11 protein-coding genes are annotated in these 13,746 nt (G+C 32.0%); 1 reads left to right on the top strand and 10 read right to left on the bottom strand.

Annotated features, from left to right (window positions below):
* Window positions 1-165: 165 nt before the first annotated feature.
* Window positions 166-2,586, top strand: a complete 2,421-nt coding sequence (locus Q0910_RS00210; RefSeq protein ID WP_299210880.1) for a TonB-dependent receptor — start codon at window positions 166-168, stop codon at window positions 2,584-2,586.
* 273 nt (window positions 2,587-2,859) lie between these two features.
* Here the strand turns inward: Q0910_RS00210 and Q0910_RS00205 are convergent, their stop codons facing one another.
* From Q0910_RS00205 to Q0910_RS00160, 10 genes are all read right to left on the bottom strand, one after another.
* Entirely contained in the window at window positions 2,860-3,870 is a 1,011-nt protein-coding gene (locus tag Q0910_RS00205) for a beta-ketoacyl-ACP synthase III (protein WP_299210877.1), read from the bottom strand.
* 225 nt (window positions 3,871-4,095) lie between these two features.
* Complete coding sequence (locus tag Q0910_RS00200; RefSeq protein ID WP_299210874.1) at window positions 4,096-5,052, bottom strand: DUF4476 domain-containing protein; 957 nt, start codon at window positions 5,050-5,052, stop codon at window positions 4,096-4,098.
* A 70-nt stretch (window positions 5,053-5,122) separates the two neighbouring features.
* Entirely contained in the window at window positions 5,123-6,112 is a 990-nt protein-coding gene (locus Q0910_RS00195; protein ID WP_299210871.1) for a T9SS type A sorting domain-containing protein, read from the bottom strand.
* A 40-nt stretch (window positions 6,113-6,152) separates the two neighbouring features.
* Entirely contained in the window at window positions 6,153-6,497 is a 345-nt protein-coding gene (locus Q0910_RS00190; RefSeq protein WP_299210868.1) for a hypothetical protein, read from the bottom strand.
* 84 nt (window positions 6,498-6,581) lie between these two features.
* The gene (locus Q0910_RS00185) at window positions 6,582-7,370 is read right to left on the bottom strand and encodes a DUF1566 domain-containing protein (protein WP_299210865.1); all 789 of its coding nucleotides are present in this window, start codon (window positions 7,368-7,370) and stop codon (window positions 6,582-6,584) included.
* 6 nt (window positions 7,371-7,376) lie between these two features.
* Complete coding sequence (locus Q0910_RS00180; protein WP_299210862.1) at window positions 7,377-7,862, bottom strand: T9SS type A sorting domain-containing protein; 486 nt, start codon at window positions 7,860-7,862, stop codon at window positions 7,377-7,379.
* A gap of 51 nt (window positions 7,863-7,913) precedes the next feature.
* The gene (locus Q0910_RS00175; RefSeq protein ID WP_299210859.1) at window positions 7,914-9,350 is read right to left on the bottom strand and encodes a T9SS type A sorting domain-containing protein; all 1,437 of its coding nucleotides are present in this window, start codon (window positions 9,348-9,350) and stop codon (window positions 7,914-7,916) included.
* Window positions 9,351-9,444: 94 nt separating this feature from the next.
* Window positions 9,445-10,077 carry a response regulator transcription factor gene (locus tag Q0910_RS00170; protein WP_299210856.1) on the bottom strand — a complete coding sequence of 211 codons (633 nt, stop codon included), beginning with the start codon at window positions 10,075-10,077 and terminating at the stop codon, window positions 9,445-9,447.
* On the bottom strand, window positions 10,070-12,121 hold the full coding sequence (locus tag Q0910_RS00165; protein WP_299210853.1) for an ATP-binding protein: 2,052 nt from the start codon (window positions 12,119-12,121) through the stop codon (window positions 10,070-10,072). Before Q0910_RS00165 ends, Q0910_RS00170 begins: the two co-directional genes overlap by 8 nt.
* A 289-nt stretch (window positions 12,122-12,410) precedes the next feature.
* Complete coding sequence (locus tag Q0910_RS00160; protein ID WP_299210851.1) at window positions 12,411-13,718, bottom strand: AarF/UbiB family protein; 1,308 nt, start codon at window positions 13,716-13,718, stop codon at window positions 12,411-12,413.
* Window positions 13,719-13,746: the final 28 nt, after the last annotated feature.

Genomic DNA, 13,746 nt, shown 5'->3' with positions numbered 1-13,746 from the left:
ATAATTTATTGTTAAAAAAGACTTATGGTGTAACAGATTTTACTCTAAGTCGTCATATACAAAACACGCCTAATCAACGTGTGTAATAATGGAAAACAAGCACGAATGTATTATGTAATACAAAGTACAGTGCTTAACATAAAAATCAATCAAATAAGCGTTCAGATGAAAACAATCAATCTACTTGGCCAATATACAGGCCAAAAACTAATTCTTTTATTTCTATCATTATGCTGTGCAATAGTAACGGCACAACCTAATAATGATGCAATTGTAGGAACTGTAAAGGGAAAAGTAATCGATAAAGGTCTTAACGAACCTATCCCCTACGCAACTATTATTATTAATGATGGGGCAGAAAAATTAATCAGTGGAGGCATTACTAAAGAAGACGGAACATTTTTAATCACAGATGTTCCAAAAGGAAATTATACATTGAAAATACAATTCATAGGATACACAAGCCACACACAATCCATTGAAATTTCTAGAAAAAGTAAGGATATAGATGTGGGTGTCATTTCTTTAGAAGAAGAAGCTCAGGCATTAGACGATGTCACTATTATTGCAGAGCGAACGACAATCGAGCAAAAAATCGACAGAAAGGTGATTAATATCGGAAAAGACCTAACAACTACCGGAGGTACTGCTGCTGAAATTATGCAAAACATTCCATCAGTAAATGTGGATCAAGATGGTAATATTGCATTACGTGGTAATCCCAATGTACAGATACTAATAGATGGTAAACCCACCAATATTTCTCCAACACAATTATTGAAACAAATTCCTTCTACTTCTATTAAATCTGTAGAGTTAATCACCAATCCATCCGCTAAATATAATCCAGAAGGAATGAGTGGTATTATTAATATTGTATTACGTAAAAACGCCAATATCGGATTTAACGGAAACATAAATCTGGGAGTAAATTGGGATAGAAATGCACGATTTAACAGCTCTATAGATCTAAACTATAGAAGTGGTAAGATAAATGTATACGGAAATTATGGTGCAAATATTACCAAAAACTTAAATCAAGGTTTTGTTTTTAGAGGAGATCAAAATTATAGAACTGATTTTCGTTTTCAGGATAATAACAAATCCCACTTATTTAAGGTAGGATTTGATTATTATATAAATGATCAGAATACAGTATCCTTTTACACCAATCAAAATTTATTTGATGGCGCCACTGCCGGAACAACAGATATCCTATTTTTTGATACACCAGAAGACAACATTTTTCAGGATCTTATAAATAATAATAGTAATCTTGGGTCTACTTATAACTTTGATTATAAGCATGACTTTAAAAAAGAAGGGCACAACATAGAACTAGAAGTTGATTATAATGTTTTCGATGGAGATAGCGACGATGATTTTAATTTTATTGGAGGATCTACATTAGATTATAATGATGTACTAAATAATGAAAGAACAAACACAACAATCAACCTGGATTATGTAAATCCTTTATCAGAAAAGGCAAAACTAGAACTAGGGTATGAAGGTCGATTAAGACGAACTGATAATGAATATCAGTCTACTTTATTTGACGATTCTATGTATCAATATGATAGAGATATTCATGCACTGTATGCGACTTATGGGAAAAATTATGAAAAATGGTCGTACCAAGTTGGAGCGAGATTGGAAAATTATCAGGTAGAAGCAATCTTTAATAACGAGAAAGTATTTGAAGATGATATTTTCACAATTTATCCATCTGCATATTTAACCTATTCCCCAGGCGAGAAGAATAGCTATCAATTAAGTTATAGTCGAAGAGTAGACAGACCAGGATTAAATCAGGTAAATCCAATTAGAGAATGGAGTACGCCTAGAATTACTTCTAGAGGAAATCCTGAGTTAGATCCACAATTTACAAATTCTATTGAGTTAAATTATACTCGTAAACTAAAAGGAGGCTCTATTACGGCTGGAACCTTCTATCGTTTAATAAATGATGAAATCAATCAGACTTTATTAGCCGATCCAACTGTAGAAGAAGGTCAAATTCTAACTTTTGAAAACTTTGACAATAATTCTGCTTATGGAATAGAAATCTCGAGTAATTATCGTCCTACCAAATGGTGGAATTTTAATGCAAGTTTTGATCTCTATGCGCAAACTCAAAAAGGTATTGTAGAAGACGTGGTAGAAATCAATGGAATGGATGAAATCATCCAAGTATCTAGTGAAGTGGATGCTGTGGTTTATAACTTTAGGATGAATAACAACTTTAAGGCTACCAAAAACTTAACTTTCCAGGTATTTGGGTTTTATAGAGGCGAACAAGAAGGGATCCAATTTAAAACTAAACCATTTTATTTCGTTAATACAGGAGCGCGTTATAATTTCTTACAAGGTAAAGGAACTGCAAGTATCAACTTTAATGATATTTTTAATACGATGCGCTTTAGATTTTCTGGAGATTTTCCTTTTGAACAAAATGGACAATTTCAGGGAGAAACGCAAACAGTTTTTCTTGGATTATCATATCGCTTTGGTAGTGGAAAAAACAGAAAAGTTTCCAGAAAAAGAAGAGATAAAAATGAAAAATCTGGCGGAGGGATACTTTAAAAAAAATTAAATAATATGTTAATTTAATAAATTATTCGCATATTATTTGTTAAATTTAAATATTACTTAAAGAAAAACCCCATAAGTTAAATAAATGCAAAAAATACACTGTTTTTGTAACACTATCGAAATTGTTACGTCTATTATAGTACCATTACGGTTATAATTTATTTGAATTAGCCTTTAAAGAAAAAAAATAACCCGGTAACAAAAAATCGCGAAGCTCACTAGTTTCGCGATTTTTATTTTATTGAAATTTTAATGCTCTCTTTACTACCACCTAATAATTGCACTTCCCCATGTAAAACCACTCCCAAAAGCTGCTAAAACTACTAAATCACCTTCCTTAATTTTTCCTTCTTCCCAAGCCTCTGTTAAAGCAATTGGAATTGAAGCAGCAGTAGTATTACCATATCGTTGAATATTATTGTATACCTGATCATCAGATAGTCTAAATTGCTTTTGCACAAATTGAGAAATTCTTAGATTAGCCTGGTGAGGTATTAACATATTTATATCCGTAGCGGCAAGATTATTTTTCTGTAATCCTTCATTAATGACTTCAGAAAAGCGTACTACTGCATTCTTAAATACAAATTGACCATTCATATATGGGTAATAAGGTATATTTTCCTGATCATTTTCTTCAATAATCTCAGGAACCCAATGTTCTGTACTTGGCCCTTCTAATGACAACTCCTTTGCATGTGCACCTTCACTATGTAAATGTGTAGATAATACACCACTTCCATCTTCTTTTTCATTTCTGGATAATACCATTGCACCTGCTCCATCACCAAATATCACAGAAACTCCTCTACCTCTTGTAGTCATATCAAGTCCTCCACTATGATTTTCACTGCCTATGATCAAAACATTCTTATACATGCCCGTTTTAATAAACTGATCTCCTACAGATAAAGCATACACGAACCCACTACATTGATTACGTACATCTAAGGCTGGTATTGTACTCATATCCATCATATCCTGAACTCTGACTCCACCTCCCGGGAAATACATATCCGGACTCAATGTTGCAAAAATGATAAGATCTATATCATCTTTTGTTAATTTTGCTCTTTCCAGAGCAATTTTTGCTGCTTTTACCCCCATAACAGAAGTACTATTTCCATCTCCTTTTTTAATATGACGCCTTTCTTTTATACCAGTACGCTCTTGAATCCAAGCATCATTAGTATCCATTAATTTAGAAAGGTCATTATTAGTTACAACGTTTTCAGGAACATAGCTACCTAATCCTGTTACTTTTGAAGTATACATATATTATAATATTGAGTGTGTATTGTGCGTAATTATAGCATATTACTTATAATACTAAAAAAACTGAAGAGCAAGATATGTATTCTTCCCTTTTTGATAAAAGAAACTGCAATCTTATTGTATGCGCGCATAGTAAATTTAATAGATAGCTAATTTTTATCAAAAACTAAATACAAACTCATTAGCGTTCAGGTTTATATATTCAACTCAAAATTAATTTTATTTTTAATAGCTATTTTGGATATATTCATTTAGTTCATTGATACTGGTTGTAGCATTAAAAGTTTTATGCACTTTAAAATAATTATTAGGCTCTACGCAATAATCGAAAGCGTATTTAGCAAAATCTAATTTAGAAGCCTCGTATCCGAATAAATCACAGATATGCTTAATCTGTATTGCACTCATGCAATTACCGGAAACGATTTGTTTAGCTGTTTCAAGTTTTGTTTGATCGTAGCCTATATTTTTTATAGAGCTTAATGCATCTTTAAAATCTTGTTGCCACATTTTACTTTTGTTTTTACAACCCCTTGATCCATTATTTCGTTCATCATTATAATAACTTCCATGTTCACTATCATCAACATAACCGTCCGTTGTAGTAACTATAGTTGTTTCTTTAATTGTAGTGGATCCCAATGGATCATTGACCGAAACATTTACATTAATTCCCGGTAAATTTACATTAGCATCTATTCCTACAGTAGAGGATGTAGTGGTTGTTTGGGTAATACTTCCTTCTTCTTGAGTAATTATTTCTTGTACTGGAGGATTAGAATGTCCATATCTGGTAACATAGACATTTGAGGGCACCACAAAGCCTTCGACTACGGGAACACTGGAAAAATAACTCAACTTCAATTTTCCTCTTTTCTTTCTCACCTTATAGGTTACATCACTCATAATTCCATCTACATCTGCTATTCTCAAAAAGTTTTTACTTATTGATAATAAACCTTCATCTTCAAAAATTATTTTTGCATTATAATGGGGGTTTATTAATTCTTCCACTCGTAGATTAGTTTGTGGTTCTTCATTTATTTGTTCTCCATTTAGTATTAAAATAAACTTATCACCATCCTCAGAGAAGATTGTTAAATGTCCAAAAGGTTGGATTTGGGAAAAACCTATGGAACTGATCATTAACAAAATTGTCAAAATTTGTATTCTTGTTTTCATAATGTAGGTATTAAAATTATTTTTTAAGATGTTTTCAATCATTTATTATTGATAGGCTTTATACTAAATACTATAGTTTCAGAATTTTGTTTATAATAACTCTTTGCTGGTTTCTAATTTTGATAAAATAGGTTCCGGATGCTAATGAATTCAATGAGATATTGTTGTTTAACAACATATTATTTACAACTTTTATCTGCTTTCCGTTTAAATCAAAAAGCTCTAGAGAAGGAGTAATAATTTCGCTTTTAAAATTGACATGCAATATGTTTCTAACCGGATTGGGAAATATATCTATACTCTTTTCTCTGAAATTCTCAATACTTAAACTACAAGTATTGTTATCTACAAGTGCTTCGTCTCTTGGAAAGGAAGTAATACACACAGATTGCTTGTTGCTGGACCCTCCAGTTCCAGCTGTAAACCCCCAATAGACTAATGTTTCATCTCCAAAAATATCATTAAACATATTCACTTTATATCTTAGAATTAACGAATCCATATAATAAATACCTAATGATTTATCCAACGCAATCCAAGTAAACCTGACAGGAATATCCTCTCCATTTTCCATATCATCAACCACAACAGTCCTTATGGATCCTACATCATTATTTAGGTGATAAAAACTATTGTGTTTTATTACACCATTTCTGAACATAGCGATATGATCTTTGCCAGATTCATCAGGTGGGTCACCTTGTGAGCTATTTCTGAACGTATCAAACTCAACAATAAACGAAGGCTTAATTCCAGAAACACCTATACCTCCTGCACCACTTCCTTCAAACAAACAACTACTCTGAAGTATAAAAGTGATACCGTCGGCTCCACTATTTTTCGCCCCTAAATTGATGGTAGCTTCAATAGTAAAATCTTTTTCTAAATCAAGCTTCTTTTCATTCCAAATTTGACCTGTTGTTGATTTTTCGTCGGGTGTTAATTGGTAACAGTCATTACCTAATGGAATCGCACTGTTTTTTAAGATAAACTGTGCTTCTACCCTATAAGACAAAGACAATAAGACTAATAAAAAAGTTAACATCAATGTATTTTTCATATCACCTGTTTTGGTAATTAACTATTAAAAAAAGTTTTGTTCATGCAATATCAAACAAGGTTTTCAGGTTTTCAAAAGAGCTTAAGATTCTTCCAAATACTTCATTGTTGCTAAATTCAATATCCTTTACATTGAGTAAATCTCTAAGAGAAGCGTTGAGATTATCACTCTCAAAACCTAGTGAAACAACACTATTATTGCTAACTGTTACACCTGTCCAGATTACAGATTCATTGGTATTCCAATTCGTAGTATCAATCCAATTATATATGTTTGTAGTATTAAACAGGTCAATTAAGGCATTCCTTTCTGCATGGAGAACTTGAGCCTCATCATATATAAAAGATAACGCAAGTGTTGCTAAAGAAAGTTGTTTTAATTTCATTATTTCAATTTTGAAATTTGACTATAACAAAACTAAATGTTAACCGCATGCTAAAACATACGTAGCCTTACGTAATTACAGTTTTCAGAAAGAACGAATACAGCGTACTCTGTATGAGATAGCCTTATTTGGATCACCGGAACCTCCACTACCACCAAAATAAAAACCTAATGCTTTTTCTGCGGTACTTTCTGTTGAACTCCAATACCAAAAGGAATCAAAAGCCCCTATTTCTGATCGTTTAAGGAACATCATGTACAATTCATTTATTGTTGGCAAACGCCAATCTGTAAATTGTTGACCATTACTATCATGGTTTTCTGAATTGCTACATACGTTATTTGCTCTATACCAAGTAATACTGTCACTTTGATCTCTCAAAGCTGCAACCAATCCATGTTTTCCATTAGGAGTAACATAAAATACGTAGCCGCCCAAATCTCTATTCAAACCAATAGTATAAATGGGTTCTTCTACCGTTTTAGCGTGTAAGGCATAAGGAACACTTAATAATTGGCTAGTTCCTGTAATTGTATAATTTGTTCCTCCAGTAAGATCGGTTTCAGTTTGGATAAAATAGGTTCCCAAAGACCAATCTATCGTTGCAAAAACTCCGTTTACAATAGTACCTGTTCCTATTTCTAAACTTATTAAACCATTTTTATTAGTCATTAACGTATGGGTTTCTGAATATACTGCAGTGCCTGTAGGACTATCATTCAGAATACTTAACCGCATTCCAATAGATTGATTATCCAGCGGTATGTCATCTGCACTTCTTAGAATGGCCTGGTAACTCATTTTTTCAGGAATTTGAGCCCAATTAATAGTAGCTATAAGTAATGCAACTAATATACTGTATCGGTTTTTCATGTAATTTTAGTTTTTAGATGCTTTAATTATTTGAAATGTTCGCATTGTTTTATTAAAAGAGTACACTTTTAAAAAATAAGTACCATCGGGAAAATCTTGTAAGGAAATTACAGTTTTATCTTCCTGTATTTTATTAGATTTAATCTCTCTTCCTAATGTATCATATAGTAGATAGTCAAACTCTTGTTTAAAAGTCTGTAACTCTATAATCAAATGATCATGCATTGGGTTTGGATAAACAGTAATCTCAATATCCGGTTTTTCTATATCATCAACATCTAGTACATTAATTTCTACACTTTGCTGAACTCCAGGGACAATAGAACCGCTAGTTCCAGACATTGGTATATAAACTATTTGACCTATTGTATAACTAATACTTCCTCCAACATCAGTTATTTCAGCACCTAACGTTACTACAGCTTCTTGTGCCGCTATCTCTAAAAGCATTGTAGAGAAAATGATCAGGAATACTTTTTTATTGATATTCATTAGTTTCATTTTTTAAATTATTAGAAAACTGAGTAGTAAATAATGATTTGTTTAATTCACTAAGATCTTTTGGAATACCTGTTTCTTATTGCTTGTAATTCGTATAAAGTATAAACCACTAATAAGATTAGAAATGGTATATGTATTGTTAACTAATTTCGGGTTCTTAATAGTCCGGATAATTTGTCCACTTATTGTAATAAGATCTATAACATTTATTATTTTATCACTCTGAACAGAAAGTCTATTGTTAGTTACGGGATTAGGGTAAACACTAAAATCATTCAATGCTATATCTACTGTACTCAATGTTAAGCACGAAACTTCAATAGTTTTTGCATCCCCTGTACAGCCTATTGAATTAGTTTCTATAACACTTATATTTCCGGAATTTTCATTAAACTCAACTTCAATTTCATTTGACCCTTGCCCTGACAAAATGGTAGCTCCTTCAGGAACAGACCAATTATAGTTACTTCCTGTAGTATTAGTTACGCTATAAATTTCGGGGAAGTTTGTATTACAAATTATATTATCTGATCCATTGATTTCGGATGTGCTTGGTTTTGGATCTACAACAATTGTAAAAGATTGATTCAAGGTAATACCATTACAATTATCCTGATAACTTACTGTATATTGTGTAGTATCTGTTGGAGAAAAAATAGGATTTAGAATATTAATATCACTTACACCTGTTTCTGGTGACCATACAGGATTACTTACCCCAATTAATCCGTTTTGAATAGATTCTCCCTCACAAATCTTTTGATCTGATAAAGTCACACGATTATCAGGTAAATTTATAACTTCTACTCTTTGTCTATTATTTGAAGCTCCTGTAGATGCTGTAAAACCCCAGTAGGTAACAGTATTTCCAATAATGCCTGCTATGTCACCTATAAATCTTAAACGTAACGTGCTTTGTAAAAAAACCTCCAAAGTCTTCGTTGATGCTACCCATGTAATTTTGATTGTTTTGTTGGTTCCATCTTCAAGATTGGTAACTTTTACAGTATTGGAACCCAAGTAGTTGCTTAAAAGATTACTACTATCATGATCTAAACCCCCATTTTTAAACATTGCGAGATGATCTTCTGCCGGATCGCTTAGTGTTTGAAAATTTCTAAAAGTGTCAAATTCTACAATGAAAGATGGAGTGACTCCAGAAATACCAAGTCCACCACCTCCACTACCAGCACTCAGGCATTCATTTTGTAAGGTAAAAGTAATACCATCCGCTCCATTAGAACCTTTAGATCCAAAATTCAATATCGCGTCAATCGTAAAGTCTTTACTTAAATCAAGCGTTTCTGTAAACCAAATTTGACCATTTTTTGTATTCGTAGCTGGAGTAAGTTCAAAAATATTATCTCTTATATGCCTTGCATCATTATTCATTGCAAAACCATTAACCACTGTCTGTGCATGGCTTGCTACTAAAATTGCTGGTAATAGATAAAAAATAATCGAAGTAATGTATTTCATTTTCAATAAGATTTTGGGATGAACAGATCAAAAGTATTCATCTTTACATCTTAATGAAATACGTAACCCTACGTAAATACGAATTACAGAAAATTTATACCAATGACTCTTTATTTTGCTGAGACCATATTAGTAAAGCGTTAGATTTTTGTTCCAAACCTAGTTTTCTTATGATGTTAGCACGATGTTTTTCTACCGTACGAACAGATATGCTAAGAGCCTCTGCAATCTCGGAACTTGTCATCTCAGCAGCTATTCGTTTAAGTATTTTTACTTCTGAAGGTGTAAGGTCTTTTATTGAATTATCACTTTGTGTCCTATTAGTAAAACGTTTATAAATCCTTTCACTAAAATACGGGTTGCCCTTTGACAAACTCTGAATACATGCTTCAATTTCACTTAACGCAAATTCCTTTAACAAATATCCATGGATATTGTATTGAACCGCATTCTCGTACAATTTTTTCTCTTTATGTAATGTAATCAACACTATCTTGGTAGAAACCTGATGTCGCTTACATTTTTTTGCAATATCAATTCCCGACAAATGTGGCATGTCTATATCCAATATAGCTATGTCAGGTTTTTCTTTTATAATACTATTATATGCGGATAATCCATCAGAACAAGTCGCTATGACTTTATGGTTTCGTTCTTTTAAGAATTCCTCTAATCCTTTTAACAATAAAGGATGATCATCTGCTATTAATATATCAGGTTTAAACATTTTTAGGGATATTAAAAGTCAATTTAGTTCCTTTATTCAGATCGGATACAATACTAAAAGTAGCTCTTAAAAACTTTGATCTTTCACTTAATGTTTTAAGCCCAATTTTAGAATGAATAATTCTTTCGCTTTCTATATCAAATCCTTTGCCATTATCAGTAATTGATATTCTTATCTCATTAGAATTATTATCTATTTTGATCTCTGCCGAAGTAGCATTAGAATGCTTCAGTATATTATTAAAACTTTCTTGTACCAGTCTATATATATTGATTTCTTTTTCCTGGTCAAAAATACCATCGATATTATCAATCTTAGTAGAGATAAAGATATCGTAGTTTTCATCAATTGCATCCACACTACTTTGTATAGTTCCTGTAAGACCTATTTCTTCTAACTTAAAAGGATGTAGAGTTCTGGATATCTCACGTACTTCATCAATTACCTCATCTACGATAACAGCAGATTTTTCATCATTATTCTGAACTAATTTATTTTTAACCAATAATAGACTTTGACCAACACTATCATGTAAATCTTTAGAAATACGTTTGCTTACTCGCTCCTGAGTTTGTAAAAGTTCTTGTAAAAAAGATTGTTGTGTTTTTTTGTTTCTGACTAAAAACATTCGATTACGGATCAAATAAATAATAAAGAATAACAAAATCAACCCTAGAACAACAAAGATAAATAGAGTATTGCGAGTCTTATTTATAGTTTCTAAAGCTTCTATATTTGCTTTTTGAATTTGTATTTCACTCTCCTTTTTCTCAGTTTCATACAGTGTTTTATAATAAATGACGCTATTAGATCTATCCAGATTATAAACAGAATCTTTTAGTTTATCATAAACCTCTAAATGGTTTAAAGCCTTTGTTAGCTCTTCATTCGATTTATAGGCTTTGTACAAATCTTTTTGTACAAAAAGCTCACCCCTTACATCATTAGAATTCTTTCTTAGTATTAATTTTTTTTCAAAAAAAGGAATGGCTTCATTATACTTACCTTGAGCTATTTTTAATGCTCCTTGGGCTTGTAAGTAGAATAACTGCCCATAGTTACTTTGTATAAAACTCTTATTAGAATTTAAGGTATCCAAGTATTTTTCAGCAATTTCTAAACGATTTTGCTTAGCATAAAACTCAACTAGATATGCAGCCAACCTAGAAGTTTGATTATATAAGTTAGAATTATATTTAGACAATCGGAACGCTTCTAAAAGTGATTTTTCTTCTGCTTTATACTCTTTCTTTTTCACAAAATCACGTGCATCATTTAGGTGTAATTCGGATAAAACCCCAAAGTCTTTATTTTTGCTCTGCTCCAGTAATGTTTTGATTTCTTGTCTTTCTTCAAAAGATTCATCCAATAGATATAATTGACTAAAAATTCCTGAAACCCCTATCTTAGCAAATGCCATATAAGATGTATCTTTCATTGCAGCATACAATTCATAAGCAGATTGGTATTTAAGAATTGCTTGTGTCAGGTTTCCTAAACGCTCGTGAGTTTGTCCTGAAAAATAAACTGCATCAGCTTCATAGATAGTATCTCTACTTTTTTGATACATCTTTTGCGCTGCTTCGTACTCAATTATTGCTTTTTTCAAATCGTCTATCTCATAATAGACCCCTCCTCTTTTTACCAGTAAATGTCCTAGGTTACTTTTGTTTTTTATGCCACTACTATCCCTAAGGGAATTTTCTATTATTATCAATGCCGAATCAGGTTTATCAATAACTTGCAAATAATGATTGCTTAATTGAGCGGTTTTTTTTGCTGCAAGATCAAAGTCCTCCAGTCTATTCGCTAAGTCAATACATTTTAAACAATATTTAGGATAATTTTTATGATAAAATGCCTGATCTGTTCTGTGAAATGGATAAATATTATCACTTAAGGAATCTAAAATTTCTAGTTTTATAGTTTCATTAGTTTCTTTTTCTAGCATATTCATCAACCGAATCATACCTTCCTTTTCCTGGGATATCAGTAAAAAAGGAAAAATAATAGCAAAATATAGGAGTATTTTTAATCTAGACATACACATAATTTAATATGTACAAGATACATATAACTGTATTGTATCATTATACGTAGGGTTACGGAATTTTAGAAAATGATATTTTCAAAAAAGTTAAAACCCTTAGATAATGAATGTTTTACAAAATTTACCTTATAATATTAAACGATAAACGAATAAAATGGTGGATTAGTTAGACCAACTGTTTATGCTTCGCGAAACATAAAAAGCGAAAGGCACGCCAACCACAGCATGCCTTTCTAACAACCTAACCAATAAATAAACAAACCAAAGCCAGTCAGTCGACTGACTAAAGGTACTTTTCGAAATTTTTAACACGAATTGTTGCTCCTAGATCGTGTAATAAGTTATACAAGCCGAAAAATGTTCTGTTGATATACAAGAAGTGTTTACTACCCCTATTACCATTCATTTTTCTAAGCTCTGTGTCTTTAGAATATTTTTCACTCAATTCTGTTATTGCTCCCCAGAATTTTTCATCTGCAAAATCAAATGTATCCATCTGAAAAGGAGTCGTAAAAAGACTAAGCATCTCGTGGAATAACTCCGAGAAGAAAGCTCTTTCTTCAGGAGAATCATCTTTTCGAAGTATTTCCAACTCAAACATTTTCAGGGCAAAAAATTCCGGATTCTCTATATTTTCTTTTTCAGCTAATTCGAAATAAGGCGTATAAAACTCTAACGGAACTTTCTTTACACAACCAAAATCTATTGCTATTAAATTGTCATCTTTATCAATTAAGAAGTTACCTGGATGTGGATCTGCATGAACTGCTTTTAGGATATGCATTTGATACATATAAAAATCCCAAAGCGCCTGTCCTATTTTATTAGCTTTTTCCTGATCTGTATTTTGTTTAGCAAATTCGCTAAGATGCACACCATCCATCCAGTCCATCGTAATAATACGTTTGCTGGATAATTCTTCATAATACTTAGGAAAAGTAAGATTAGGAATTTTGGAACAAGCTCCAGTTATTTCTTTACTTTGTTGTACTTCTAGCACATAATCTGTCTCTTCTAAGAGCTTTCCTTCTAATTCCTGAAAATATTTATCAGAATCTTTACCTTTTAAATTAAACATTCTGATGGCGATGGGTTTTACCATCGCCAAATCAGAACTTATACTGTCTGCAACTCCAGGATATTGAATTTTCACAGCAAGTTTTTTCCCGTCTTTAGATGCCTTGTGTACCTGACCGATACTGGCGGCGTTAACAGATTGAGTTGCAAACGTATCATATAAATCTTCCGGATATTGTCCGTGATACTTTTTAAATGTTCTTCTAACTAATGGTGCAGACAATGGAGGAACACTAAATTGTGCTAAAGAAAACTTCTCTACATACGCATTTGGTAGTATATTTTTCTCCATTGAAAGCATTTGCGCTACCTTTAGCGCGCTACCCTTTAAATTCTTCAATCCATCATAGATATCAGCAGCATTATTCTCATTAAGCTGATCTCTAGTCGTGTTAGGATTGATCGCTTTTTTACTATAATATTTAAGATAATTTCCACCTACCTTCACACCCGTCTTAACCAGCTCTGTTGTTCTTCCTATTTTTGTAGTTGGTATTTTATCTATAGTCTTCATATCTTATCCGTCTGCTTATTGTCTATAT

Source organism: uncultured Aquimarina sp. (assembly GCF_947495315.1).
GTDB lineage: Bacteria > Bacteroidota > Bacteroidia > Flavobacteriales > Flavobacteriaceae > Aquimarina.
Note: the sequence above shows the minus strand (reverse complement) of the source record. Positions and strands in the feature narration are given on the sequence as shown.

Bases quoted from the DNA above. Each gene is read 5' to 3' on its own strand.
- Q0910_RS00195 (WP_299210871.1), bottom strand. From the start codon at position 6,112: ATGAAAAATACATTGATGTTAACTTTTTTATTAGTCTTATTGTCTTTG.
- Q0910_RS00205 (WP_299210877.1), bottom strand. From the start codon at position 3,870: ATGTATACTTCAAAAGTAACAGGATTAGGTAGCTATGTTCCTGAAAAC.
- Q0910_RS00200 (WP_299210874.1), bottom strand. From the start codon at position 5,052: ATGAAAACAAGAATACAAATTTTGACAATTTTGTTAATGATCAGTTCC.
- Q0910_RS00180 (WP_299210862.1), bottom strand. From the start codon at position 7,862: ATGAATATCAATAAAAAAGTATTCCTGATCATTTTCTCTACAATGCTT.
- Q0910_RS00210 (WP_299210880.1), top strand. From the start codon at position 166: ATGAAAACAATCAATCTACTTGGCCAATATACAGGCCAAAAACTAATT.
- Q0910_RS00190 (WP_299210868.1), bottom strand. From the start codon at position 6,497: ATGAAATTAAAACAACTTTCTTTAGCAACACTTGCGTTATCTTTTATA.
- Q0910_RS00175 (WP_299210859.1), bottom strand. From the start codon at position 9,350: ATGAAATACATTACTTCGATTATTTTTTATCTATTACCAGCAATTTTA.
- Q0910_RS00160 (WP_299210851.1), bottom strand. From the start codon at position 13,718: ATGAAGACTATAGATAAAATACCAACTACAAAAATAGGAAGAACAACA.
- Q0910_RS00185 (WP_299210865.1), bottom strand. From the start codon at position 7,370: ATGAAAAACCGATACAGTATATTAGTTGCATTACTTATAGCTACTATT.
- Q0910_RS00170 (WP_299210856.1), bottom strand. From the start codon at position 10,077: ATGTTTAAACCTGATATATTAATAGCAGATGATCATCCTTTATTGTTA.
- Q0910_RS00165 (WP_299210853.1), bottom strand. From the start codon at position 12,121: ATGTCTAGATTAAAAATACTCCTATATTTTGCTATTATTTTTCCTTTT.